General features: G+C 70.3%; 21 protein-coding genes and 1 tRNA gene. 16 read left to right on the forward strand and 6 right to left on the reverse strand.

Translation table 11 applies throughout. From position 1 onward, the window contains the following. Nucleotides 1-18 precede the first annotated feature (18 nt). Genes ACGFNH_RS27265 through ACGFNH_RS27275 form a run of 3 tightly spaced genes read left to right on the forward strand, consistent with a single transcriptional unit; the run spans nucleotide 19 to nucleotide 3,775 of the window. Nucleotides 19-1,386: a lysine N(6)-hydroxylase/L-ornithine N(5)-oxygenase family protein gene (locus ACGFNH_RS27265; protein ID WP_393658084.1), complete on the forward strand. Its 1,368-nt coding sequence runs from the start codon at nucleotides 19-21 to the stop codon at nucleotides 1,384-1,386. Further along, complete coding sequence (locus ACGFNH_RS27270) at nucleotides 1,383-1,979, forward strand: GNAT family N-acetyltransferase (protein WP_393658086.1); 597 nt, start codon at nucleotides 1,383-1,385, stop codon at nucleotides 1,977-1,979. The genes ACGFNH_RS27265 and ACGFNH_RS27270 overlap by 4 nt, the downstream gene beginning before the upstream one ends. Beyond that, nucleotides 1,976-3,775, forward strand: a complete 1,800-nt coding sequence (locus tag ACGFNH_RS27275; RefSeq protein WP_393658087.1) for an IucA/IucC family protein — start codon at nucleotides 1,976-1,978, stop codon at nucleotides 3,773-3,775. Before ACGFNH_RS27270 ends, ACGFNH_RS27275 begins: the two co-directional genes overlap by 4 nt. 131 nt (nucleotides 3,776-3,906) lie before the next feature. On the opposite strand, the gene ACGFNH_RS27280 is transcribed toward ACGFNH_RS27275, so the two are convergent. Then, nucleotides 3,907-5,562: a beta-N-acetylhexosaminidase gene (locus ACGFNH_RS27280; protein WP_393658438.1), complete on the reverse strand. Its 1,656-nt coding sequence runs from the start codon at nucleotides 5,560-5,562 to the stop codon at nucleotides 3,907-3,909. A 294-nt stretch (nucleotides 5,563-5,856) separates the two neighbouring features. Here ACGFNH_RS27280 and ACGFNH_RS27285 point away from each other — a divergent pair, with 294 nt between their 5' ends. Next, nucleotides 5,857-6,726, forward strand: a complete 870-nt coding sequence (locus tag ACGFNH_RS27285; protein WP_393658089.1) for a DUF4429 domain-containing protein — start codon at nucleotides 5,857-5,859, stop codon at nucleotides 6,724-6,726. Between the two features lie 574 nt (nucleotides 6,727-7,300). Here ACGFNH_RS27285 and ACGFNH_RS27290 read toward each other — a convergent pair. Further along, nucleotides 7,301-7,921, reverse strand: coding sequence for a TetR/AcrR family transcriptional regulator (locus ACGFNH_RS27290; protein ID WP_393658091.1), 621 nt, complete (start codon nucleotides 7,919-7,921; stop codon nucleotides 7,301-7,303). Between the two features lie 92 nt (nucleotides 7,922-8,013). Between ACGFNH_RS27290 and ACGFNH_RS27295 the strand changes: the two genes are divergently transcribed. The 3 genes from ACGFNH_RS27295 to glmS all read left to right on the forward strand — a co-directional run bounded on the left by ACGFNH_RS27295 (nucleotide 8,014) and on the right by glmS (nucleotide 10,619). Continuing rightward, nucleotides 8,014-8,367, forward strand: a complete 354-nt coding sequence (locus ACGFNH_RS27295; protein WP_393658093.1) for a nuclear transport factor 2 family protein — start codon at nucleotides 8,014-8,016, stop codon at nucleotides 8,365-8,367. 97 nt (nucleotides 8,368-8,464) lie between these two features. Beyond that, on the forward strand, nucleotides 8,465-8,740 hold the full coding sequence (locus ACGFNH_RS27300; RefSeq protein WP_393658095.1) for a hypothetical protein: 276 nt from the start codon (nucleotides 8,465-8,467) through the stop codon (nucleotides 8,738-8,740). A gap of 64 nt (nucleotides 8,741-8,804) precedes the next feature. Then, nucleotides 8,805-10,619: a glutamine--fructose-6-phosphate transaminase (isomerizing) gene (glmS, locus tag ACGFNH_RS27305; RefSeq protein WP_393658097.1), complete on the forward strand. Its 1,815-nt coding sequence runs from the start codon at nucleotides 8,805-8,807 to the stop codon at nucleotides 10,617-10,619. A gap of 113 nt (nucleotides 10,620-10,732) precedes the next feature. Here glmS and ACGFNH_RS27310 read toward each other — a convergent pair whose 3' ends face one another. Then, on the reverse strand, nucleotides 10,733-11,305 hold the full coding sequence (locus tag ACGFNH_RS27310; RefSeq protein ID WP_393658099.1) for an acetate uptake transporter: 573 nt from the start codon (nucleotides 11,303-11,305) through the stop codon (nucleotides 10,733-10,735). A 272-nt stretch (nucleotides 11,306-11,577) separates the two neighbouring features. Then, complete coding sequence (locus ACGFNH_RS27315; protein WP_393658101.1) at nucleotides 11,578-12,099, reverse strand: universal stress protein; 522 nt, start codon at nucleotides 12,097-12,099, stop codon at nucleotides 11,578-11,580. Nucleotides 12,100-12,904: 805 nt separating this feature from the next. Between ACGFNH_RS27315 and ACGFNH_RS27320 the strand changes: the two genes are divergently transcribed. The 4 genes from ACGFNH_RS27320 (at nucleotide 12,905) to ACGFNH_RS27335 (ending at nucleotide 16,082) form a co-directional block, all read left to right on the forward strand. Then, nucleotides 12,905-14,152 carry a helix-turn-helix domain-containing protein gene (locus tag ACGFNH_RS27320; RefSeq protein WP_393658103.1) on the forward strand — a complete coding sequence of 416 codons (1,248 nt, stop codon included), beginning with the start codon at nucleotides 12,905-12,907 and terminating at the stop codon, nucleotides 14,150-14,152. A gap of 5 nt (nucleotides 14,153-14,157) precedes the next feature. After that, the gene (orn, locus tag ACGFNH_RS27325) at nucleotides 14,158-14,796 is read left to right on the forward strand and encodes an oligoribonuclease (protein WP_393658105.1); all 639 of its coding nucleotides are present in this window, start codon (nucleotides 14,158-14,160) and stop codon (nucleotides 14,794-14,796) included. Nucleotides 14,797-14,898: 102 nt separating this feature from the next. Then, a tRNA-His gene (locus tag ACGFNH_RS27330) sits at nucleotides 14,899-14,971 on the forward strand. A 319-nt stretch (nucleotides 14,972-15,290) separates the two neighbouring features. Next, nucleotides 15,291-16,082: a class I SAM-dependent methyltransferase gene (locus ACGFNH_RS27335; protein WP_393658107.1), complete on the forward strand. Its 792-nt coding sequence runs from the start codon at nucleotides 15,291-15,293 to the stop codon at nucleotides 16,080-16,082. A 109-nt stretch (nucleotides 16,083-16,191) separates the two neighbouring features. Here the strand turns inward: ACGFNH_RS27335 and ACGFNH_RS27340 are convergent, their stop codons facing one another. Then, a complete protein-coding gene (locus ACGFNH_RS27340) occupies nucleotides 16,192-16,836 on the reverse strand; it encodes an SAM-dependent methyltransferase (RefSeq protein WP_393658109.1) in 645 nt (214 codons plus the stop codon). Nucleotides 16,837-17,111: 275 nt separating this feature from the next. On the opposite strand from ACGFNH_RS27340, the gene ACGFNH_RS27345 reads away from it, so the two are divergent. Further along, nucleotides 17,112-17,555 (forward strand): VOC family protein, encoded by a 444-nt coding sequence (locus ACGFNH_RS27345; protein WP_393658111.1) that lies wholly within the window; start codon nucleotides 17,112-17,114, stop codon nucleotides 17,553-17,555. Between the two features lie 22 nt (nucleotides 17,556-17,577). On the opposite strand, the gene ACGFNH_RS27350 is transcribed toward ACGFNH_RS27345, so the two are convergent. Beyond that, nucleotides 17,578-18,621, reverse strand: coding sequence for a LacI family DNA-binding transcriptional regulator (locus ACGFNH_RS27350; RefSeq protein WP_393658440.1), 1,044 nt, complete (start codon nucleotides 18,619-18,621; stop codon nucleotides 17,578-17,580). A 264-nt stretch (nucleotides 18,622-18,885) separates the two neighbouring features. Here ACGFNH_RS27350 and ACGFNH_RS27355 point away from each other — a divergent pair, with 264 nt between their 5' ends. From ACGFNH_RS27355 to ACGFNH_RS27370, 4 genes are all read left to right on the forward strand, one after another. Further along, on the forward strand, nucleotides 18,886-20,217 hold the full coding sequence (locus ACGFNH_RS27355; protein ID WP_393658113.1) for an ABC transporter substrate-binding protein: 1,332 nt from the start codon (nucleotides 18,886-18,888) through the stop codon (nucleotides 20,215-20,217). A gap of 5 nt (nucleotides 20,218-20,222) precedes the next feature. Next, nucleotides 20,223-21,215, forward strand: coding sequence for a carbohydrate ABC transporter permease (locus tag ACGFNH_RS27360; protein WP_393658115.1), 993 nt, complete (start codon nucleotides 20,223-20,225; stop codon nucleotides 21,213-21,215). After that, a complete protein-coding gene (locus ACGFNH_RS27365) occupies nucleotides 21,215-22,156 on the forward strand; it encodes a carbohydrate ABC transporter permease (protein WP_393658117.1) in 942 nt (313 codons plus the stop codon). The genes ACGFNH_RS27360 and ACGFNH_RS27365 overlap by 1 nt, the downstream gene beginning before the upstream one ends. Before the next feature lie 120 nt (nucleotides 22,157-22,276). Next, nucleotides 22,277-23,677, forward strand: a complete 1,401-nt coding sequence (locus ACGFNH_RS27370) for a GH1 family beta-glucosidase (protein ID WP_393658119.1) — start codon at nucleotides 22,277-22,279, stop codon at nucleotides 23,675-23,677. Nucleotides 23,678-23,766 lie beyond the last annotated feature (89 nt).

Raw genomic sequence — 23,766 nt, forward strand, 5'->3', positions numbered from 1 at the left:
AACGGACAGGAGATGCGTATGTCCGCCCCCCACGACTTCGTCGCCATCGGGCTCGGACCGTTCAATCTGGGGCTCGCCTGCCTCACCGACCCGATCGACGGACTCGACGGCCTCTTCCTGGAGAGCAAGCCCGACTTCGACTGGCACTCGGGCATGCTGCTGGAAGGCAGCACCCTGCAGACCCCGTTCATGTCGGACCTGGTCACCCTGGCGGACCCCACCTCCCCGTACTCCTTCCTCAACTACCTGAAGGAATCGGGACGTCTGTACTCGTTCTACATCCGCGAGAGCTTCTATCCGCTCCGCTCGGAGTTCAACGACTACTGCCGCTGGGCCGCCGCCAAACTCTCCGGCTCCATCCGCTTCGGCCGCCAGGTCACGGAGGTCACCTACGACGAGGCCGAGGAGGTCTACGCCGTCCACTCCGTGGAGACGGCCACCGGAGAGCGCCGCACCGACCGCGGCCGCCGCCTGGTGCTGGGCACCGGCACGCCGCCCTTCATACCCGACGCCTGCCGCGGCCTCGGCGGGGACTTCCTCCACAACTCCCGCTATCTGCACAGCCGGGACGCCCTGCAGGCGAAGGACTCCATCACGGTCGTGGGCAGCGGTCAGAGCGCGGCCGAGGTCTACTACGACCTGCTGCAGGACATCGACCGCTTCGGCTACGAGCTCAACTGGGTCACCCGCTCGCCCCGCTTCTTCCCGCTCGAATACACCAAACTCACGCTGGAGATGACCTCCCCGGAGTACGTGGACTACTTCCACGCGCTGCCGGCCCCCGCCCGGGACCGGCTCGTCACCTCGCAGAAGAACCTCTACAAAGGCATCAACGGCGAGCTGATCGACGAGATCTTCGATCTGCTGTACATGAAGAGCCGCCGCGGCCGGGTCCCCACCCGGCTGATGACCAACACGGCGCTCACCCGGGCCGGTTACGACGAGAGCGACCGTACGTACACGCTCCAGTTGCGTCACGAGGAGCAGGGACGGGACTTCGAGCTGCGGACCCAGGGCCTGGTGCTCGCCACGGGTTACCGCCACCAGGTCCCGGCCTTCCTCGCCCCCGTGACCGACCGCATCGTCTGGGACGACTCCGGCCGCTTCGACGTCCGCCGCAACTACTCCGTCGATGTCACCGGGCACGGCATCTACGTGCAGAACGCCGAGCTGCACACCCATGGCTTCGTCGCCCCCGACCTGGGCATGGCCGCGTACCGCAACTCCAGCATCATCCGCGAGCTGCTGGGACGCGAGTACTACCCGGTCGAAAAGGCCATCGCCTTCCAGGAGTTCGGTGCACCGGCGGAACCGTCCGGGCCTCCCGGGTCGGGGCTGCCCCGGCCCGGGTACGCCGACGAGCCGCTGGAGGTCTCCCCCGCATGACGGAGACCGTCTTCAGCCGCACCGACGCCGTCCTCGGCGAGTTCGCCGTACGGCCCGTGGACCCCGCCGCCGACGCCGGCATGCTGCACGGCTGGGTCACCGACCCCAAGGCCGCCTTCTGGCTGATGCAGGACGCGACCCTGCCCGATATCGAGCGGGAGTACTTCTCGATCGCCGCCTCCCCGCACCACGACGCCTTCATCGGGCTGTACGAGGGGAGCCCGGCCTTCCTCGTCGAGCGCTACGACCCGGCCCATGTCGAGCTGGAGGGCCTCTACCCGGCCCGATCCGGTGACGTCGGGATGCACTTCCTTACTGCCCCCGCCGCCGCGCCCGTACACGGCTTCACCCTCGCCGTGATCACCACGGTGATGGAGATGCTGTTCTCCGACCCCGCGGTCGAGCGTGTCGTCGTCGAGCCCGACGTCCGCAACGCGGCCGTCCACCGGCTCAACGAAGCCGTCGGCTTCGAGATCGCCGAGAAGCTGGCAAAGCCCGAGAAGACCGCCTACCTCAGCTTCTGCACCCGTGAGCGGTTCGAGGCCGCCGTCCCCGCCTCCGCCCGAGGAGCCTCCCAAGGAGTCACCCGATGACCACCACCGCCGCACCGGCCAAAGCCGTCGACCACCTCACGCCCGGGCTCTGGGCCGAGGCGGGCCGCCTTCTGCTGCGCAAGGCGCTCGCCGAGTTCTCGCACGAGCGGCTGCTGGCACCCGTACCGCTGTCCGGGGCGGAGGGCCGGTACGCCGTCCGCAGCGACGACGGGAGCGTGGAGTACCGCTTCACCGCCCGTGTCGGCTCCCTCGACCACTGGCACATCGAGGCGGGCTCCATCACCCGCCACCGGGGCGGAAACGAACTCCCCCTGGACGCCCTGGACTTCTTCGTCGAGTTCAAGGACGCCCTCGGTCTTTCGGCCCAGATCCTGCCCGTCTACCTGGAGGAGATCAGCTCCACTCTGGCCTCCACCGCCTTCAAACTGGCCAAGGAGCAGGTCACGTCGGAGGAGCTGACCAAGGCCGGTTTCCAGGCGATCGAGACCGGGATGACCGAGGGCCACCCCTGCTTCGTCGCCAACAACGGGCGGCTCGGCTTCGGATCCGACGAGTACCGCTCGTACGCGCCCGAGGCCGCCAATCCCGTACGGCTGATCTGGCTGGCCGCCCACGGCGACCGCTCCACCTTCACCTGCGGCGCGGGCCTGGACTACGACACGTTCATCCGCTCCGAGCTGGGCCAGGACACCCTTGCCCGCTTCTCGGAGGTGATGGCCGAACGCGGTCTGGATCTGGGCGACTTCCATCTCATCCCGGTCCACCCCTGGCAGTGGTGGAACAAGCTCTCCGTCACCTTCTCCGCGGAGATCGCGCAGAACCGGCTGGTGTGCCTCGGCCACGGCGACGACGCCTACCTCGCCCAGCAGTCGATCCGTACCTTCTTCAACACCAGCAACCCCTCCCGGCACTATGTGAAAACGGCGCTGTCGGTGCTGAACATGGGCTTCATGCGGGGCCTGTCCGCCGCCTACATGGAGGCCACCCCGGCCATCAACGACTGGCTGGCCGGGCTCATCGAGCGCGACGAGGTGCTCTCGGCCGCCGGCCTGTCGATCATCCGCGAGCGGGCGGCGGTCGGCTACCGCCACGAGAGCTACGAGGCCGCCACCACCAAGAGCTCCCCGTACCGCAAAATGCTCGCCGCCCTCTGGCGGGAGAGCCCGGTGGCGTCCCTGGAACCGGGCGAGCGGCTCGCGACGATGGCGGCGCTGCTGCATACCGACCGCGCGGGCGGCTCGTTCGCGGGTGCGCTCATCGCCCGTTCCGGCCTGGAGCCGGCGGATTGGCTGCGCCGCTACCTGGACGTCTACCTGACGCCGCTGCTGCACTGCTTCTACGCATACGAGCTGGTGTTCATGCCGCATGGCGAGAACGTCATCCTCGTCCTGGACGAGCAGGGCGTCCCGAAGCGGGCGGTGTTCAAGGACATCGCCGAGGAGATCGCCGTCATGGACCCGGACGCGGTGCTGCCGCCCGAGGTGCAGCGGATCCGGGCGGATGTGCCGGAGGACATGAAGACGCTGTCGATCTTCACCGATGTCTTCGACTGCTTCTTCCGTTTCCTGAGCGGAACCCTCGGCTCCGAGGGCGTCATGGACGAGGACACCTTCTGGCGGACGGTCGCCGGCTGTGTCCGCGACTACCAGGCGTCCCGCCCCGAACTGGCCGAACGCTTCGCCCGGTACGACCTGTTCACCGAGGAGTTCGGACGCTCCTGCCTCAACCGGCTGCAGCTCCGGAACAACCAGCAGATGGTCGACCTGGAGGACCCGGCGGGTGCCCTCCAGCTCATCGGCACCCTGCAGAACCCGATCGCCCGTTTCGCGTCCTGACGTGAGGCGTGCCGAGGGCCGGACCGCCGGGCGGCGGTCCGGCCCTCAGGCGTTCACTCGGCAGACCTCACTCCCCGGGCCTCAGTCCCGGCCTCACTCGGCAGGCCTCACTCGGGGCCTCACTCAGGACCTCACTCCGCGGGCCACGGGACCTGCGGCGAGCGGTAGAAGTCGATGCCGAGTGCCGACCAGCGCGGGCCCTGCGCGGCCAGGCGCGTCCGGTAGGAGTCCCAGTCGAGCGCGGCCGCCTGCGACCAGCCCAGCTCCGCGACGCCCGCGAGCCGCGGGAAGGCCATGAACTCGATGTGGTCGCTCGTCGACAGCGTCTCCGACCACAACGGGGCCTCGACACCGAGGATCGCGGAGGACGGGGTGTCCTTGATGTACGCGCCGGGATCCCAGTCGTAGGACTGCCGGACCTCGACATAGCCCGCCCAACTCAGGCCGAGCGGCGTGTCCTTGGTGTACTTCATGTCGAGGTAGATGCGGTTGGCGGGCGAGAGCACGAGCCTGGTCCCGGCCTTGGCGGCGTCCACGACCTCCTGCTCGGTCCCGGTCGTGCCCCAGTACTGGGCGACGGCTCCCTTCACCGGCTTCGCGCCGGTGAGCTGGTGCCAGCCGACGACCGTCTTGCCGTACTTCGCGACGGCCGCCTGCGCGCGGTCCATGAAGGCGACGTAGTCCTCATGGCTCGTCGAGTGCGCCTCGTCGCCGCCGATGTGGAGATAGCGGCCCGGCGTCATCGCGGCCACCTCGCGTACGACGTCGTCCACGAAGTCGTAGGTGATCTCCTTCGGCACGCAGAGGGAGCTGAAACCGACCTCGGTTCCGGTGTAGAGCGGCGGGGCGACGCCGTTGCAGTTGAGCTCGGCGTACGAGGCGAGGGCCGCGTTCGTGTGCCCCGGCATGTCGATCTCGGGGACGATCTCCACCTGCCGGTCGGCGGCGTAGCGCACGATCTCGCGGTAGTCGTCCTTGGTGTAGAAGCCGCCCGGTCCGCCCCCGACCTGTGTGCTGCCGCCGTACGTGGCGAGCCGCGGCCAGGAGTCGATCGCGATCCGCCAGCCCTGGTCGTCCGACAGATGCAGATGGAACGTGTTGATCTTGTAGAGCGCCATCTGGTCGATGTAGCGCTTGACCTGACCGACCGTGAAGAAGTGGCGTGAGACGTCGAGCATCGCCCCGCGGTAGGCGAAGCGCGGGGTATCGGTGATCGTGCCGCCCGCGACCCGCCACGGACCGGGCTGCCGCTCCCCCTTCTCGACCGAGGCGGGCAGGAGCTGACGCAACGTCTGGATGCCGTGGAAGAGCCCGGCGGCCTTGCGCGCGGTGATGGTGACCGAGCGGCGGGAGGAGTCGAGGCGGTAGCCCTCGGAGCCCAGCTCGCGGTCCCCGCCGAGCCGGAGGACGATGCCGTCCTGCCCGCCGCGCGAGGTGACGGGCAGGGCCAGGCCGGTGGACGGCCGGAGCAGGCCCGCCAGTTGCTCCGCGGCCTTCCGCGCCTCGCGCGAACGGTCGGGCACGCGGATGACGGTCCGGGAGCCGATCGCGTACGGGTCGCCGGCGGGCCGTACCGAGACCGGCGCGGGCACCACGTGGTCGAGCGGGATCACGGACCGGGCGTCCTCGGAGTCCGCCGCCGACGCGGAACCGGTGGCCGTCGCTCCGGCCGAGGCGACGAGGAGGAGGGAGCAGAGCAGTCGGGGCAGTCGTCTCACGAGCGGTCCCTTCGACGGGGCTTCGGCCTTGCGGTCGGGCGCAGGAGGGTGGAGCGACCGGACGGTCATCATGGGTACCGCGCGCCACTGTGGTGGTCAAGGTGTAGACCACTTCGGCCTCGTTCGCGCCGCGCCTCACCGCCTGGCCGCCTCACGCCTCACCGCCGGAGGGCACGCCGCCGGAGGATCTCCGCGCAGGATCGGGTGCTGCCGCCGGACACGCTTCGGACCGGCTGCCGGGACCCGTCATCGGCCCGGTGCCGGAGCGGAATCGAGACCGCCTTCGGGGCCGCCTTCGGGGCCGCCCTCGGGCCGTACTCGGGACCCGGTGCCGGACCGGGTGCCGCCTGAGAGAATCCGCGCATGACGGAAATCATCCAGCGGGACGGGACCTGGACCTTCGACGGCGAGACCGTGCGCATCGTGCCCGGCCACGACAAGAGCGTGAACCTCCTGCGCAGGACACTGGGTGAACTGGCCGTGCCGCTCGAAGCGTTGGCGGGCATCGCCTACGAGCCGGGCAAGAAGACGGGGCGGCTCAGGCTGCGGCTGCGCGACGGCGCCGACCCGCTGCTCCAGGTCACGGCGGGCAAGCTTCCGGATGCCGCCGACCCGTACCAGCTCGCCGTCGAGGCCGACCGGGCGGGCGTGGCCGAGTACATGGTGGACGAGGTGCGCAACGCGATGCTGCTGGAGCAGGTGCCGTCGGAGCCCTGCACGCACTACCTGATGCCCGGTCCCTCCGTGCCGCTGACCGTCAGCGCGGGCGACGGGGTGGTCGCGTTCGACGGGGGCCGGATCCGGCTCGACTGGACGTGGAAGACCGACGAGGTGAAGCAGAAGGCCGGGCCGCGGGTGCTGACCCTGGACGACCTGGCCGCGATCGAGTGGACGCCCGCCTCGGGACTCGAGAACGGATGCCTCCGCTTCATCGTGTCCGCGGCATCGCCGAAGCCCCCCGCCAAGTACGACCCGCACGCCCTGGTGCTGTTCGGGTTCCGGAAGGATCCGCTGACGGCTCTGGTCGCGGCCGCGGTCGCCGCCCGTATGCCGCATCCGGCCGCACCGGCCGTGCCCGAGACCCTCACGGCAACGGCCGATGGCGTCGGCTCGGCCGACCTCCACGACGAACTGCTGCGGAGGCTGCGGGAGTTGGGCGAGCTGCACCGCTCCGGGGTCCTCACGGAAGAGGAGTTCACGGTGGCCAAGCAGGCGGTGCTCAAGCGCTTCTGAACCATCCAGGCCCGCGGGTGCGAGACCTCAAGTCCTCCCGGGGCCGCGGTATCCGGCCGCGGAATCCGGACGGCTGGTTCGCCGGGGACGGCGCGATCCGGGACCGCTCGTCCGCCCCCGGGCCGCCCGCCCCGCACGCATCCCGATGACCCGTCGTCGCGCCGCGGAACCGGGCGTCGGCCGCGGGCGGTGGGCGTCGTCCGGCGGTGGGCGCTGTGAGCCTGGGGCCGTCGGAAGCGTGAGGACCGCGCCGAGCGAACTCACGGCGGAGGACACCGCCGCATTCGGCACCCGGTGGTTCTCCTCCCTGGCACCCGCCCACCGCGGGGTGAACAGGCCGCTGCGGGAGGCGGTGAGGTTCGGGGTGACGGCGAGATGCCGTCGGCCTCCGTCATCGCGCCGATCGCCTCGCGCAGCGCGGCGTCGGCGAATCCGGAGACGACGTCGTCGGCGATCTCCGTTGCCGGATCGCGGAGTTCGACGATCCGGACGTCCGCCGTGCGACCGGTGCCGTTCAGGTGTTCCGTCGTCGCCTCGGACAGCCGGTCCGCGAACAGGCGGGGCGACGACCTGGTCAACTCCGTACCGCGGGGCCCGGGTCCGATGCCTCCGGGGCCGCGAGACCCGTCAGCAGGGCGCGTAGCGTCGATTCCACGCTCGTTCGGTCCTCCGCGCCGGGACGGGCGCCGATCATGACCAGAACCGCCTCCCCCAGCACGGCGTTGATCAAGCGCGCCGTCACGTCGATCGAGTCCACACGGATCTCCCCGGCCTCGGCGGCCCGCCGCAGCGCGCCGCCGACCTCCCCGAGGCTGTACCGCTCCTCTATCTGCCGGCAGCGCCGCCACCCGAGCGCGGCCGGGCCGTCCTCGACCACGATGCGGGCGACCTCGGGCCGGCTCACCTCGTCCAGCCAGGCAAGGCTTCCGGCGACCAGCCGCTCGAGCGCGGTCGCGTCGCCCGGCACGCGGTCCGCGGCGCGGGCGATCGCCGCCGCCGCCTCCTCCTCGTAGACGGCCGCGACGAGGTCGTCGCGCGAGGCGAAGTGGTGGTACATCGCGCCCCTGCTGACACCGGCCGCCTTCAGGAGGGCATCCGTACTCGTCGCGTCTATGCCCTGGCGGGCGAAGAGATCCCGCGCCGCGTCGAGGATCTTGCGCCGCGTGGCGTGCCGTCGTTCCGCCTGAGTCGCCATGCACCCCACTTTACAGACCGCCTGTCGGTATTTACCGTGGAGCTCGAAAGAAAAACCGACAGCCGGTCTGTAACTCTACTCGGGGAGCCTCCATGACCGTCCTGCCCGACACCTTCACCCACTACCTCGCCGCCTGGAACGAGGCGGACACCGGCCGCATCCGCGGGCACCTCGACCGCGCGGTGGCCGAGGACGTCCTCTTCGCCGACCCGGCGAACACCACGGTCGGACCGGATGAGATGGAGGCGATGATCCGCACCGCACGTACGGACATGCCGGGCGCCACGTATCACCGCGCCGGCGATGCCGACGGACACAACGGCCGGTACCGCTACCGCTGGGAGGTCCGCGTCGACGGCAAGGTCACCGCGGCGGGGATGGACGTCACCACGGTCGACACCTCCGGCCGGATCGAGCGGATAGACGGCTTTTTCGGCGAGTTCTGAGGCGACCGGACGGCACCAACTCGAGGTTTCGCCTCTCCTGTGCCCGATTCCGGGCAGGAATGTTGCGAAACTCTGGGCGAAACCGCAGTATCAACGAGTGCTCGATCGCCCCACGTCCCACGAGGACCTCGTCGACCATCTGGTCCGCTCCACGCCGCTGCACCGCGGCGAGGCGGCCCGGGTGGTGCTGGACGTGCTGGCGTACTTCGACGAGACGACGGAGGAGTTCGTCCGCCGCCGCCACCGCGAACTGCAGTCCGGCGGCCTGAGCAACACCGACATCTTCGAGCGGATCACGCACGAGCTGCCTCGCCGTGCGGTCGCACCGCCCGAGCTGTCCCTGCGGCAGCTCCGCCGCATCGTCTACGGCTGACCACCACGCGTCGGAGGCTTTCGGGCCCGGAACCACGCGGAACACCACGGGAGGGACACACCCTATGTGCGGGATCGTCGGATACATCGGCAAACGAGATGTCGCTCCGCTGCTCCTCGAAGGACTGCAGCGGCTCGAGTATCGCGGCTACGACTCCGCCGGCATCGCGATCCACGGCAAGTCCGGGGGGCTGAAGACCGCCAAGGCCAAGGGCCGGGTCCGCGAGCTGGAGAGCAGGCTCCCCAAGCGCTTCGCGGGCACCACCGGGATCGCCCATACCCGTTGGGCCACCCACGGCGCCCCGAACGACGTCAACGCCCATCCCCACACGAACGCCGACGGCACCGTCGCCGTCGTCCACAACGGGATCATCGACAACGCGTCCGAGCTGCGCGCCAAACTCACCGCCGACGGCGTCGAGTTCGTCTCCGAGACCGACACCGAGGTCCTCGCCCACCTCATCGGCCGCTCCCAGGCCGAGACGCTGGAGGAGAAGGTCCGCCAGGCGCTCCGCCTGATCGAGGGCACCTACGGGATCGCCGTCCTCCACGCGGGCTTCCCCGACCGGATCGTCGTCGCGCGCAACGGCTCCCCGGTGGTGCTGGGCATCGGCGAGCACGAGATGTTCGTCTCCTCCGACGTGGCCGCACTCGTCAGCCACACCCGTCAGGTCGTCACCCTGGACGACGGCGAGATGGCCACGCTCAAGGCCGACGACTACCGCACCTACACCACCGAGGGAAGCCGCACCGCCGCCTCGCCGACCACGGTGGAGTGGGAGGCCGAGTCGTACGACATGGGCGGCCACGACACGTATATGCACAAGGAGATCTCCGAACAGGCCGACGCCGTGGACCGGGTGCTGCGGGGCCGGATCGACGACCGGTTCTCCACCGTGCACCTGGGCGGGCTGAACCTCGACGCCCGCGAGGCGCGCGGTGTGCGCAGGGTGAAGATCCTCGGCTGCGGCTCGGCCTACCACGCGGGCCAGATCGGCGCCCAGCTGATCGAGGAGCTGGCCCGGATCCCCGCGGACGCGGAGCCGGCGAGCGAGTTCCGCTACCGCAACGCGGTGGTCGACCCCGACACCCTCTACATCGCGACCAGCCAGTCCGGTGAGACCTACGACACACTGGCCGCCGTCCAGGAGCTGAAGCGCAAGGGCGCCCGGGTGCTGGGTGTGGTCAACGTGGTGGGCAGCGCCATCGCACGGGAGACCGACGGCGGTGTGTACGTCCACGCGGGCCCGGAGGTCTGCGTGGTCTCCACCAAGTGCTTCACCAACACCGCGGTGGCCTTCGCACTGCTGGCCCTGCACCTCGGCCGTATCCGGGACCTCTCGGTCGCCGACGGCAAGCGGATCATCGCGGGCCTGCGCAGGCTGCCGGAGCAGATCGCCGAGATCCTGCGCGGCGAGGAGGAGATCAAGAAGCTGGCGGCGAACTACGCGGACGCGAAGAGCATGATGTTCGTCGGCCGGGTCCGCGGCTATCCGGTCGCCCGCGAGGCCTCGCTGAAGCTCAAGGAGGTCAGCTATGTGCACGCGGAGGCCTACCCCGCCTCGGAGCTGAAGCACGGGCCGCTCGCGCTGATCGAGCCGGCGGTCCCGACCGTCGCGATCGTGCCCGACGACGACCTGCTGGAGAAGAACCGCGCCACGCTGGAGGAGATCAAGGCCCGCAGCGGCCGGATCCTGGCCGTGGCGCACCAGGAGCAGGAGAAGGCCGATCACACGCTCGTGGTGCCGAAGAACGAGGTGGAGCTGGACCCGATTCTCATGGGCATTCCGCTCCAACTCCTCGCCTATCACTCGGCGCTGGCGCTGGGCCGCGACATCGACAAGCCGCGGAACCTCGCCAAGTCCGTGACGGTGGAGTAGTCACAGGACAGTCCCCGGCGCGCGCCACCGAAAGCGCCGGGGACTTCCCGTACGGACCGGCTTCGCCCGCCCCCGCGCTCGGCGGGGGCGTCCCCAAGGCCGGTCCCTGCCGCCTAACCGGAGACCGTCACTCCCCGGTCGGCAGCGCGTCCGGGCCGGACCGCCGGCCAGGAGGCCAGGGGCGCGGTGGCGGCGAACCAGGCGCCGGCACCCGCCAGCGCGGCCGCCCAGCCGCCGACCTGCGCGAGGCCGTCGTTCCCGGCGAACTGTGCGATGGCGAGCAGGAGCAGGGAGACGCACAGGAGTCCGTGGACTCCCTGGGCGAGGCGGCCGGAACTCGCCGCGCCCAGTGTCAGGGTCAGAGCGAGCAGGGCGAAGAGGACCAGGAAGAGGCCGGTCGCCTCGGCGGACGCGTCCGCCCCGGCCCCGCGGCCCCAGGTGAACCAGAAGGCGCCGAGACCGGCGAACGCCGTGCCGGCCGGGGCGTTGCCCGCCCGGAGTTCCAGCAGTCCGGCGACGAACAGCGTGACGCCCCCGACCCAGACGGCCAGAGAGACGGCGTCGGCGGCGCTCACACCGTCGATCACACCGGTGTGACCGAGACCGAACGCCAACAGAGTGAGTCCGAGGGCGAGTTGACCCAGAGTCGAGGCACTGCCTCGTCCCGCGGCGACACCATTGTCCACAGCGGGCTCCCTTCGTGCGGTTGTGCGGTATCAACGACGAATGTCTACCCCTCACAAACGCACAATCCACCTCCGCGCACGGGTGGACACATCGACTTGCCGTCCGAGGCGCTGCCCATCTCACCTGCGGGAACGGTGAGTTGTGACACACGTGACGCAGCGATACCCGAGGGAGTGCGGAACACCCGGGAAAAGCCGGGGACTTAGGGGATGGCCCACACGGGACGAGTACCTCGCGGAGCCGGACTTCATGACGAGGACGGGGAGGAGGCCTACGGGATGACGATGACGGGACGCTGCGCGCGCCGCGCGAGCCGCCCGGCCACCGAGCCGAAGATCCGGCCGACCAGCCCGTGCGTGGAGCCGACCACGATCGCGTCGGCGGAGTACTCCCGGCCGACCTCCTCCAGCTCGTGGCAGATGTCCCCGCCCCGCTCGACGAGAATCCAGGGCACCTCGGACAGGTAGTCCGCGCAGGCGAGTTCGAGACCGAGGACCTCGGTGCGATGGTCCGGCACATCGACGAAGACGGGCGGCTCGCAGCCTGCCCAGACCGTCGTCGGCAGCCGGTTGGCGACATGCACGATGATCAGGCCCGAGCCCGATCGCACGGCCATGCCGATGGCGTACGCCAAGGCCCGCTCACTGGAGGTCGATCCGTCGAAACCGACGACAACTCCGTGCTGGAACGCCGGATCGCAAGGATGGCGTGACTCTTCCGCCGCTTCGAGGGGCGCTGTCGGATCAGCGACCTGCTTGCGGTCCGCTGGTTCGGGAATCTCGTGACCGGCCATCGGTGTCTCGGCGAAGAATGTCCTCTTGGGAGCGGAACGACAGTTGACGACGGAGCGGTTCGGACCTGGTGGATCGTCCGGGAATCATCTTCCCAATCCCTTACCCACAAGGGTACGGCGACACTCCCCACCTGCCCAGCGCTCGCCTACCCGCACGAAGGCGGGGCGACGCGTCGGCCGCGGAACGGCTTCCCGGGAGCATGCCGGAGCCGCGCCCGTAACGCAATGCCTCCGTGTGATGACTCACAGCGCCCACCGCGTCACACTGCGGTCATCAGCGGATTCACCTCCGCCGGTCGTCCAGTTCCGTACTATCGCCCCGGCAATCCGGGGCACTCCGGGACCGCGCCCGGGAGCGGAGGGAATCGAGGCTCGCACCGGCGCACAGGCAACTTTTGTGCGCCGGGGGCGTACGCCGGTCGACTCCCAGCCCCATCGCGTGTGCCTCCGAATTTTTTCGGCCAACTTCGCGCAACCACACATGAGTTGCAGGAACGGTTCCCGAACCGCCGCGTGAGCGGGACGGAATGGGGTGTCCCGGGCGGAAGCACCCCATAGCCCAGGGGCGGGAACAGGAGGCGCACTTCCCAGCAGCGCCGTCGAGTGCAACGCTTCGTGATCGAATGCTTCACGCCAAGTTGTCATGTCGACATAGCGGTGGGTGGTGAACTTGTCACGCCGACCTCATACGACGCAGTAGATTCGATCTTGGCCATTCACTGCGGGGGACTTGTGCAGGACCGAGGGGAAACGTGCAGGAGCGACCTAACCGAGGAGCCGCGACCACCGAGGGGGGCTTAGTGCCATGAGCCAGGACTCCACGACCGCACCGGAGGCCGCGCGGAAGCTCTCCGGGCGTCGCCGCCGCGAGATCGTCGCAGTGCTGCTCTTCAGCGGCGGGCCCATCTTCGAAAGCTCCATCCCGCTTTCCGTGTTCGGCATCGATCGCCAGGACGCCGGGGTGCCCCGGTACCGGCTGCTCGTGTGCGCCGGCGAGGACGCGCCCCTGCGCACCACGGGCGGGCTCGAACTGACCGCGCCGTACGGCCTCGAGGCGCTGTCCCGGGCAGGCACCGTCGTCGTACCGGCGTGGCGGTCGATCACGGCGCCACCACCGGCCGAGGCCCTCGACGCGCTGCGCCGGGCGCACGAGGAGGGCGCGCGGATCGTCGGGCTGTGCACCGGGGCGTTCGTCCTGGCGGCCGCCGGACTGCTGGACAGCCGGCCCGCGACGACGCACTGGATGTACGCGCCGACGCTGGCCAAGCGATATCCGCTGGTCCATGTGGACCCGCGCGAGCTGTTCGTCGACGACGGCGACGTCCTGACATCGGCCGGGACGGCGGCGGGCATCGACCTGTGCCTGCACATCGTGCGGACGGACCACGGGGCGGAGGCCGCGGGCGCCCTCGCCCGGCGGCTGGTCGTCCCCGCGCGGCGCAGCGGCGGTCAGGAGCGCTACCTCGACAGGTCTTTACCGGAGGAGATCGGCGCGGACCCGCTCGCCGAGGTCGTCGCGTGGGCGCTCGAGCATCTGCACGAGCAGTTCGACGTGGAGACCCTGGCCGCCCGTGCCTACATGAGCCGGCGCACCTTCGACCGGCGGTTCCGCTCGCTCACTGGGAGCGCTCCCCTGCAGTGGCTGATCACCCAGCGGGTGCTGCAGGCCCAGCGGCTGCTGGAGACCTCGGACTACTCCGTGGACGAGGTCGCGGGCCGCTGCGGCTTCCGCTCGCCCGTCGCGCTGCGCGGCCACTTCCGGCGCCAGCTCGGCTCCTCGCCGGCCGCCTACCGGGCGGCGTACCGGGCGCGGAGGCCGCAGAACGGCTCGCCCGAGCGGCTGGAGATCGCGGAGCAGCGCGGGCCCTCGGATCCGCTAGCCGCGCCCGTACCGCTCCGGCGGCACGGGGCGGGCGGAGGGTACGGCGGGTACGACCCGGGCAAACCGGATTCGGACGCCTACGCTCCGCGACTGGCCGAGCAGAGCGGGCACGGCGGGCGCATATCCGGGCGTCCGTCGGTCCCCGGTCAGCGTGACCGCCCCGTAGGGTGAGACACATGAACGATCGCATGGTGTGGATCGACTGCGAGATGACCGGCCTCTCGCTGTCGAGTGACGCGCTCATCGAGGTGGCCGCTCTGGTCACCGACTCGGAGCTGAACGTTCTCGGTGACGGGGTGGACATCGTGATCCGCCCGCCCGCCGAGTCGCTCGCCACCATGCCCGAGGTGGTGCGGCACATGCACACGGCCTCCGGGCTGCTGGACGAGCTGGACGGCGGCACGACGCTGGAAGACGCCGAACAGCAGGTGCTGGCGTACATTCGCGAGCACGTCCCGGAGCGCGGCAAGGCCCCCCTGTGCGGTAACTCCGTCGGCACGGACCGCGGCTTCCTGGCGCGCGACATGCAGACGCTGGAGGACTATCTGCACTACCGGATCGTCGACGTCTCCTCCATCAAGGAGCTGGCGCGGCGGTGGTATCCGCGGGCGTACTTCAACAGCCCGGAGAAGAACGGCAACCACCGGGCTCTCGCGGACATCCGCGAGAGCATCGCCGAGCTCCGCTACTACCGGGAGGCGATCTTCGTTCCGCAGCCCGGCCCGGACTCGGAGACGGCGAAGACGATCGCCGCGCGCCACGTCCTCCCGGCGGAACGGCCCGCTCCCGTACGGGACCCGCAACCGGCGGAGTAGCGCCTCGCTCCCGGCCCGGACGACCCGCCGCAAAGCCGGGAGCGAGCACGCCGTCGGACCCTGTACACTTTTTCTCGGCCGGTGCGGGAAGCACCGGTCATGGTGGGTATAGCTCAGCAGGTAGAGCACCTGGTTGTGGTCCAGGATGTCGCGGGTTCGAGTCCCGTTACTCACCCTGAGAGATCATCCCCTGCCCGGTAGCGGGCCAGGGGATGATCTTTTTCCGGCTTCGGCCCCACGGGCGCGCGCTCCGGCGACCGGACCGCGGACGCAGCACCCGACCACCCGGGTCGGGCATTCCAGGACACACATCCCACCCGTCCCACTGCGCGGTCCGGATAGACGTGAGCGAAGCCGGATGACGTACTGGTGCTCCGCAGCGTGGGTACGGCTCCGAAGGACGCATCAGAGCACGGTTCGCTCCGACTTCAGCCCGTGGCGATACTCGCGCCAGGCCGCTGCCTTCCTCGGCCGTCTTGGGCAAGGTGGAGACCATGACCACGGGTTTCAGCGGTGAAGTCGCCGAGTACTACGCGAAGTTCCGGCGCGGCTACCCGCCTCAGGCTCTCAGCGCACTGCAAAGAGCCTTCGCACTGACCACGGATGACATCGTGCTCGATGTCGGATGCGGAACCGGCCAGCTGGCTGTGCCGCTCGCTGCCCGGGTCCGCTCGGTCATCGGCATCGATCCCGAACCGGACATGCTTCGGCTCGCGAGGGACGAGGCCACGAAGCGAGGCGTGCGCAACGCGACATGGGTCCTGGGCGCCGACGCCGATGTTCCCGCGCTCGGTGCGCTGTTGGGAGAGCGGTCCGTGGCGATGGCGGTCATCGGCCAGGCACTCCACTGGATGCGGCACGAGGAGCTCTTTCGTGCGCTGGGGCCACTGTGCCGTCCGGGCGGAGGCGTGGCTGTGGTCGCCAATGGAACGCCACTGTGGTTGCAGGACAGCAGCTGGTCACGTTCACTGCGGGCCTGCCTGGAGGAGCACTTCGGAACGAAGCTGGAAGCGTCCTGCGGCACCAGCACGGAAGACCGGCAGCGCTATGCGCAGGCGCTGGTCGATGCCGGCTTCGACGGTGTGCGGGAGATCGTGATCGAGTACAGCGATGAGTTGACCTTCGACCAGCTCATCGGCGGGGTCTACTCCGCGATGCCCGTGGACGAGCTGCCCGGACCGGACGAGCGGCAGGCGTTCACCGAACGCATCCGGCGGTCGCTGCCTCAAGACCAGGGGTTCACCGAGGACGTCAGGGTTTCCGCGCTCGTGGGCTGGATCACGTAGTCCGCGAGACCTCCCATGGGCAACCACGCCCTGCCGTCCGACTCGCCGCCGCGCGGCGGGCACCACCTCGTCCAACGCCGCCTGCGAATGCGCCCGTTGCAGGCGATTCTCATCCCGCCGGGCGCCGGATCATGAGCGTGTTGTCGCGTCGTACGGCCGGTCGTCCGTCGGGGGCCGTCCGGGTGCGCTCGTACTCCTCGCTGCGCAGCACCTCCCACTCCCCCTCCGCGAGGTCGAGTCCCTCGAAGACCTCCTGCGGGGTCGGGAAGTGGAGGCCGGGGTGCTGGTGCTCGTGCTCGTGCTCCCACGGCGGGAACGAGGCGTGACCGACGACCAGGAGGACGCCGCCGGGCGCCACCGCCGAGGCGGCCTTCCCCAGGATCCGCTCGCGCGGCAGATCGCCCGGGGAGTGCAGGAAGTGCGCGCTGACGAGATCGAAGAGCCCGTCGGGGAAGGACTCGGCCAGGTCGACGCGCTGCCATGCGATGCGGTCGGCGACGCCCTCCTCGGACGCGTGCGCGGCGGCCCGGTCGAGCGCGACGCGGGAGATGTCGGTCGCCGTGACCCGCCATCCCTGCTGTGCCAGCCAGATCGCGTCGGCGCCCTCGCCGCAGCCCAGGTCCAGAGCGCGGCCCGGCGGCAGCCCGGCGGCCTCCCGGACGAGAGCGGTGTTGGGCTCCCCGCTCCAGATCCTGTCGCTCTCCGCGTAGCGGCCGTCCCAGAACTCGGCGCCCGAGGCGGTGTCGTCGGTCATCGGCGTCTCCTCCGTGGTGTACGAGCGGGTCGGGACCCGTGGTGTGCGGGCGACGGCCGTGGCCCAGTCTCGCCGATCTCACGCATGCGAGAGAGGTCCCATCGCGCGGGCCGTCTTCCGGAGGCGACAGATTCGATACCGGTCGCGACGGATCCGCCCGGCCCCGGCCCGTTACGCCTCCGCACCACGCGACGATCGCAGTGCGCCCCGACGACGCGGGCGCACCACGAGACGTACGACGGGGCGGCTGCCCCGGGAACCAGCAGGAGGCACCCATGGAGTCCTTTCCCCACCCCCGCGACGGCGCCCTGGTCACCCACCTGCTCATCGTGCGGGACCAGGACGCCTCCCGCGCCTTCTACACGCGCGTCTTCGACGCGGAGGTCGTACGGGAGAAGAACCCCGTGATGCTGCGGCTCCACGGCTCGTGGCTGATCCTCAACAGCGGCGGCGGTCCGACGCCGGACAAGCCGGACGTGGTGGCCGTACCGCCGGAGGGCCACGGGGAGTTCTCCAGCATCCTGAACGTGCGCGTGGCGGACATCGACAGCGCGTACCGGACCTTCACCGAGCGGGGCGCCCGCTTCCTCACGCCTCCCGTCCAACGGCCTCAGGAGCGGCGCTGCTTCATGGTGGACCCGGACGGCCACCTGATCGAGATCGGCGAGTTCGAGCCGTCCTATCTGGCCGCGCACGGGCTGGAGAGCGACAGCCGCTGAGCCTTGAGGACACTCGGGGCGGTCAGGACGACTCCCGGACCACCAGCTCCGTCGGCAGCACCACCTGAGGGCGCTCGGGCCCGCGTTCGGTGATCTCGTCCCGCAGGACCCGGGCCATCGCCCGCCCCATCTCCTCGATCGGCTGGCGCACGCTGGTCAGGGGCGGGTCCATGTGGCGGGCGATCGGGGAGTCGTCGAAGCCGACGAGGGCGATGTCGTCGGGGACCCTGAGGCCGGCTTCGCGGAGAACCTGGCGGGCGCCCGCCGCCATCACGTCCGAGGCGGCGAAGACCGCGTCCGGGCCGGGCACCCGGTCCAGCAGCTCCCGCATGGCCCGCCGTCCGCCGTCTTCCGTGAAGTCGGCGGTCACGACCAGCGCGTCGTCCTCCGGGACGCCCGCAGCGGCGAGCGCCGCGCGGTAGCCGTCGAGACGGCACCGGGCCGCGTGCATGTCGAGCGGCCCGGTGATCGTGGCGATACGGCGTCGGCCGCGCGCGAGCAGATGCTCCACGGCCGTACGGGCTCCGCCGGTGTTGTCCGAGTCGACGTACGCCACGGGCTCGCCCGCCGTGCGCCGCCCCCCGAGGACCGCGGGCATCCCGATCTGCTCCAGCAGGTCGGGCAGCGGGTCGTCGGCGTGGACGGAGACCAGCAGGACGCCGTCCACGCGGTGTCCGCTCAGATACTGGGCGAGGCGCTGCCGCTCCTTGGGCGTACGGATGAGGATGAGCAGCAACTGCAGGTCGGTGTCGGCCAGTTCGGCGCCGACGCCCCGTATGACGTCGGAGAAGTACGGTTCGGCGAAGACACGCGTCTCGGGCTCGGGGATGACGAGGGCGATGGCGTCGGCCCGATTGCCCGCGAGCGCCCGTGCGGCCCGGTTGGGTGTGTAGCCGAGCTCGGCGACGGCCTCTTCGACGGCTGCGCGGGTACGGGCGCTGACCCGGGGCGAGCCGTTGATCACCCGGGAGACCGTGCCGCGGCCGACCCCCGCCCGGGCGGCCACTTCCTCGAGGGTGGGTCTGCCGCCGGGGCGCCCGCCACCGCGTCGTCCGGTCCCCGCCATGTGCGCCTCCAGCCATGCGTCCCGTATCGGGTACCGCCGTGTCATTGAACATCATTTCGAGTACGTCGAGTTGCTCGTGTTCGCGGCCTTGACACCCCACCGGGGAGCCGTAACCCTTCAACACATCACGTCTGGGAGCGCTCCCAAGGTACCGGAGTCCTACACATCCCGTACGTTCCACACCCGAGCCGCAGCACCACTTCCCCCCCCCTGTCGCAACCCCCTTTGGCCGGGAGCGGTACGTCAGTGCAGAGGAGTACGCACATGCGCTCAAAGTCCCGCACGCCCCACAGAGCGGTGGCCCTCGCAGCCGTCGCCGCCCTGGGCGCCGGCCTGCTCGCGGGCTGCGCCGACGACAGCGAGGAGCCCGGCGCCGCGAGCGCGGGCGGCAAGGACGGCAAGGACGGGACCACCGTCACGATCGGGGTCTTCGGTGTCTTCGGCTACAAGCAGGCCGGGCTCTACGACGAGTACGAGAAGTTGAACCCGGGCGTCACGATCAAGGAGACGTCGATCGAGCGGGTCGACCAGTACTACCCGCAGCTTCTGACCCACCTCGGCACCGGCAGCGGGCTCCAGGACATCCAGGCGGTCGAGGTCGGCAACATAGCCGAGGTCGCGAGCAGGCACGCGGAGAAGTTCGTCGACCTGGGCAAGGCCGAGGGCGTCGACAAGAAGAGCTTCGTGCCGTGGAAGTGGGCGCAGGCCACGGCGAAGGACGGCAGGACGGTCGGGCTCGGCACCGACATCGGCCCGATGGCCATCTGCTACCGCAAGGACCTGTTCAAGAAGGCGGGGCTGCCGACCGACCGCGACGAGGTCGGCAAGCTGTGGGCGGGCGACTGGCAGAAGTACGTGGACACGGGCAAGGACTACATGGCCGAGGCCCCCAAGGGCACGGTCTTCGTCGACGCCGCCGGTGGCGTCTACAACGCCGCGATCAACAGCAATGCCGAGCGCTACTACGACAAGAGCGGCAAGCTCTTCCACAAGAAGAGCCCCGCCGTCGAGGAGGCCTGGGGCCTGGCGATGGACGTCATCGAGGGGAAGATGACGGCCAAGCTCAAGCAGTTCGACAAGACCTGGGACCAGGCGTACGCCAACGGCCGCTTCGCCACCGTCTCCTGCCCGCCCTGGATGCTCGGCTACATCAAGGAGAAGGCCGGCGCCAAGGCCGAGGACCAGTGGGACGTCGCGCCCGCGCCCAGGCCCGCGAACTGGGGCGGCTCCTTCCTCTCCGTGCCCGAGGCCGCCAGGAACAAGGACGAGGCCGTGAAGCTCGCCGCCTGGCTGACCGCCCCCGAGCAGCAGGCCAAGCTCTTCGAGAAGCAGGCCAGCTTCCCCAGCTCGCAGGCGGCGTACGACCTCCCGGAGGTCGCCGGCGCCAAGCACGCCTACTTCGACGACGCCCCCATCGGAAAGATCTTCGCCGACGCCGCGCAGGACATTCCGACGCTGGTGGTGGGCGAGAAGGACCAGGCCCTGCAGACGGCCTTCACCGACGTCGGCATCCTCCAGGTCGAGCAGCAGGGCAAGTCGCCCGGCCAGGGATGGGACGCGGCCCTGAAGAACATCGACAACGCGCTGGACCAGTGACGCGCATGGCCGTCCAGCCGGACACGGTCGCGCCCCCCGAAGCGGCGGGGGGCGCGGCCCTGCGCGGGCACCGGGCGGCGGAGCGGCGCAGCCGCCGCTACCGCCGGGACGTGCGGTGGAGCCCGTACGCCTTCGTCGCGCCGTTCTTTCTCTTCTTCACCGCGTTCGGCCTCTTCCCGCTCCTCTACACCGGCTGGTCCTCCCTCCATCAGGTCTCGCTGCACGACCCCACGCACATGGAGTGGGCCGGGCTGCACAACTACACGCGGCTGCTGGAGGACGAGTTCTTCTGGAACGCGCTGCGGAACACCTTCACCATCGGTGTGATCTCCACCGTCCCGCAGCTCCTGATGGCCCTGGGGATCGCACACCTCCTCAACTACCGGCTGCGCGGCTCGATGTTCTTCCGGGTCGCGATGCTCACCCCGTACGCGACATCGGTGGCCGCGGCGACGCTGGTGTTCGTGCTGCTCTTCGGGCGCGACTACGGGATGGTCAACTGGGCGCTGGGGCTGGCCGGAATCGACACGATCGACTGGCAGAACGGCGACTGGAGCTCGCAGATCGCGGTGTCGTCGATCGTGATCTGGCGCTGGACCGGCTACAACGCGCTGATCTACCTGGCGGCCATGCAGGCCGTACCGAGCGATCTCTACGAGTCGGCGGCGCTCGACGGGGCCTCGCGCTGGCAGCAGTTCCTGCACGTGACGATCCCGTCGCTGCGGCCGACGATCCTCTTCACCATCGTCGTCTCCACGATCGGGGCCACCCAGCTGTTCGGGGAGCCGCTGCTCTTCGGCGGAGCGGGCGGGCAGAAGGGCGGCGCCGCGCACCAGTTCCAGACTCTGGGGCTCTACATGTACGAGCAGGGCTGGTTCAACTTCCACCTCGGCCGGGCCGCGGCCATCGCCTGGACGATGTTCCTGATCCTGCTGCTGATCTTCCCGCTCTACTTCGCCGTGGTCCGGGCGCTGCGCAAGAACCGTGAGGAGGCGTGATGACGACGACCGTCGTCGCCGAGAAGCCGCGCGGAGCGGGCGGGCAGGGCGGGCCCGGTGCACCCGGAGGGCCGGGGCGCAGCGGGCGCGTACGCAGAGCGGGCCGTGCGGGGACGGCCGGGAGGCATCTCCACGGCGGCAGGATCACCTACGCCGTGCTGATCCTCTTCACGGCGGGCTCGCTCTTCCCGCTGCTGTGGACGGCGATCGCCGCCTCGCGCACCAACTCCCGGCTGGCCGAGACACCTCCGCCGTTCTGGTTCGGCGGCCGGCTCCTGCAGAACCTGGAGACCGCCTGGACCGACGCCAACATGGGCCTGGCGCTGCTCAACACGACGATCGTGGCCGGCACGATCACGATCGGCACGGTGCTGTTCTCGACCGTGGCCGGCTTCGCCTTCGCCAAGCTCCGTTTCCGTCTCAAGAACGTGCTCCTGATGCTGACCATCGCCACGATGATGGTGCCGCCGCAGCTCAGCGTGGTGCCGCTGTTCATGACCGTCGCCGAGCTGGAGTGGACCGACCAACTCCAGGCGGTGATTCTGCCGACGCTGGTCAGCGCGTTCGGGGTGTTCTTCATGCGGCAGTACCTGAGCGAGGCGCTGCCGACCGAGCTCATCGAGGCCGCCCGCGTGGACGGCGCGAGCAGTCTGCGGATCGTGTGGCACGTCGTCTTCCCCGTCGCCCGGCCCGCGATGGCGGTGCTGGCCATGCTGACCTTCGTCCAGGCGTGGAACGACTTCTTCTGGCCGATCATCGCGCTGACCCAGGACAACCCGACGGTGCAGGTCGCGCTGACAGGTCTGGGCCGCGGCTACATCCCCGACCAGTCGGTGATCATGGCGGGCGCGCTGCTCGGCACCCTCCCCCTGCTGCTGGCCTTCACGGTCTTCGGCAAGCAGATCGTGGGCGGGATCATGAACGGCGCGGTCAAGGGCTGAACTCCCGCTTCCGGCCCCGTCGTTCGCCCTCCCCCCTTCCCTCATTCCCGACCCATCTCCCCCGCACCGAGCCACCCCCTCTGCACTCCATCCCGCACCGCCAATCATGGGAGCGCTCACATGACCGCAAGCTTTCCGCCCGGCTTCCTGTGGGGCGCGGCGACCGCCGCGTACCAGATCGAGGGAGCGGCGCAGGAGGACGGCCGCACACGCTCCATCTGGGACACCTTCAGCCACACCCCCGGCAAGGTGGCCGGGGGTGACACCGGTGACATCGCCGTCGACCACTACCACCGCTTCCGCGAGGACGTCCGTCTCATGGCGGAGCTGGGGCTCGGTGCCTACCGCTTCTCGGTCTCCTGGCCGCGCGTGCAGCCGACCGGCCGGGGCCCGGCCGTCCAGCGGGGCCTGGACTTCTACCGCGCGCTCGTCGACGAACTCCTCGCCAACGGCATCACCCCGCTGCTCACCCTCTACCACTGGGACCTGCCGCAGGAGCTGGAGGCCGCGGGCGGCTGGCCCGAGCGGGACACCGCCTACCGTTTCGCCGATTATGCACGTCTCGTCGCCGAGGCGCTCGGCGACCGCGTCGAGATGTGGACCACCCTCAACGAGCCCTGGTGCAGCGCCTTTCTCGGCTACGGCTCCGGTGTCCACGCCCCCGGCCGCACCGACCCCCTCGCCGCCCTGCGCGCCGCGCACCACCTCAACCTCGCGCACGGCCTGGGCGCCCAAGCGCTGCGCGGGGCCCTGCCCGCCCGCGCCCGCGTGGCAGTCAGCCTCAACCCCGGCGCCGTACGGCCTCTGACGCAGTCCGCCGAGGACCGCGACGCAGCACGGCGCATCGATGCCCTGGCGACCCGCGTCTTCACCGATCCCATGCTCCATGGCCGGTATCCCGCGGATCTCTTCGAGGACACCGCGCAGATCACCGACTGGGAGTTCGTCCGCGACTTCGACCTCTCCGTCATCAAGCACCCCCTGGACGCGCTGGGCATCAACTACTACACGCCCACCGTGGTATCAGCGGCCGATGACAACGAGCCCCCGCGCCGGGACGGCCACGGCGCCAGCGCGCACTCCCCGTGGCCCGGCGCCGAGCGCGTCGCCTTCCATCAGCCGCCCGGCGAACTCACCGCCATGGAGTGGTCCGTCGACCCGAGCGGCCTGTACGACCTGCTCATGCGGTTCACCCGGGAGGTCCCGCGGGTGCCCCTGCTCATCACCGAGAACGGCGCCGCGTACGAGGACAAGCCCGACGCCGACGGCGTCGTCCACGACCCGGAGCGGATCGCCTATGTGCACGCCCACCTGGCGTCCGTGCACCGCGCGATCGCCGACGGCGCCGACGTCCGGGGCTACTTCCTGTGGTCCTTCCTGGACAACTTCGAGTGGGCGTACGGCTACGAGAAGCGCTTCGGGTCCGTCCACGTCGACTACACGACCCAGGCCCGTACGCCGAAGTCCAGTGCCCAGTGGTACGCCGACGTGGCCCGCTCGGGCGTGCTGCCTCCCCCGTAGCGCACCTCCCGTGGCGCGCTCCCGTCCCGGCTCCCGGCTCCCGGTGCCGCACACGCGTACCGGCGGGGCGGCCACTGACGTGCGCACGC

Origin of the sequence: Streptomyces sp. NPDC048639, from assembly GCF_043199075.1 — a bacterium.
Classification (GTDB): domain Bacteria; phylum Actinomycetota; class Actinomycetes; order Streptomycetales; family Streptomycetaceae; genus Streptomyces.

Excerpts from the sequence above, each read along its gene's own strand:
- orn (WP_393658105.1), top strand. The coding sequence starts at position 14,158 with ATGAACGATCGCATGGTGTGGATCGACTGCGAGATGACCGGCCTCTCG.
- ACGFNH_RS27340 (WP_393658109.1), bottom strand. The coding sequence starts at position 16,836 with ATGACCGACGACACCGCCTCGGGCGCCGAGTTCTGGGACGGCCGCTAC.
- ACGFNH_RS27270 (WP_393658086.1), top strand. The coding sequence starts at position 1,383 with ATGACGGAGACCGTCTTCAGCCGCACCGACGCCGTCCTCGGCGAGTTC.
- ACGFNH_RS27365 (WP_393658117.1), top strand. The coding sequence starts at position 21,215 with ATGACGACGACCGTCGTCGCCGAGAAGCCGCGCGGAGCGGGCGGGCAG.
- ACGFNH_RS27265 (WP_393658084.1), top strand. The coding sequence starts at position 19 with ATGTCCGCCCCCCACGACTTCGTCGCCATCGGGCTCGGACCGTTCAAT.
- ACGFNH_RS27350 (WP_393658440.1), bottom strand. The coding sequence starts at position 18,621 with ATGGCGGGGACCGGACGACGCGGTGGCGGGCGCCCCGGCGGCAGACCC.
- ACGFNH_RS27335 (WP_393658107.1), top strand. The coding sequence starts at position 15,291 with ATGACCACGGGTTTCAGCGGTGAAGTCGCCGAGTACTACGCGAAGTTC.
- ACGFNH_RS27345 (WP_393658111.1), top strand. The coding sequence starts at position 17,112 with ATGGAGTCCTTTCCCCACCCCCGCGACGGCGCCCTGGTCACCCACCTG.
- glmS (WP_393658097.1), top strand. The coding sequence starts at position 8,805 with ATGTGCGGGATCGTCGGATACATCGGCAAACGAGATGTCGCTCCGCTG.
- ACGFNH_RS27290 (WP_393658091.1), bottom strand. The coding sequence starts at position 7,921 with ATGGCGACTCAGGCGGAACGACGGCACGCCACGCGGCGCAAGATCCTC.
- ACGFNH_RS27315 (WP_393658101.1), bottom strand. The coding sequence starts at position 12,099 with ATGGCCGGTCACGAGATTCCCGAACCAGCGGACCGCAAGCAGGTCGCT.
- ACGFNH_RS27320 (WP_393658103.1), top strand. The coding sequence starts at position 12,905 with ATGAGCCAGGACTCCACGACCGCACCGGAGGCCGCGCGGAAGCTCTCC.
- ACGFNH_RS27370 (WP_393658119.1), top strand. The coding sequence starts at position 22,277 with ATGACCGCAAGCTTTCCGCCCGGCTTCCTGTGGGGCGCGGCGACCGCC.
- ACGFNH_RS27295 (WP_393658093.1), top strand. The coding sequence starts at position 8,014 with ATGACCGTCCTGCCCGACACCTTCACCCACTACCTCGCCGCCTGGAAC.
- ACGFNH_RS27355 (WP_393658113.1), top strand. The coding sequence starts at position 18,886 with ATGCGCTCAAAGTCCCGCACGCCCCACAGAGCGGTGGCCCTCGCAGCC.
- ACGFNH_RS27280 (WP_393658438.1), bottom strand. The coding sequence starts at position 5,562 with ATGACCGTCCGGTCGCTCCACCCTCCTGCGCCCGACCGCAAGGCCGAA.
- ACGFNH_RS27275 (WP_393658087.1), top strand. The coding sequence starts at position 1,976 with ATGACCACCACCGCCGCACCGGCCAAAGCCGTCGACCACCTCACGCCC.
- ACGFNH_RS27360 (WP_393658115.1), top strand. The coding sequence starts at position 20,223 with ATGGCCGTCCAGCCGGACACGGTCGCGCCCCCCGAAGCGGCGGGGGGC.
- ACGFNH_RS27285 (WP_393658089.1), top strand. The coding sequence starts at position 5,857 with ATGACGGAAATCATCCAGCGGGACGGGACCTGGACCTTCGACGGCGAG.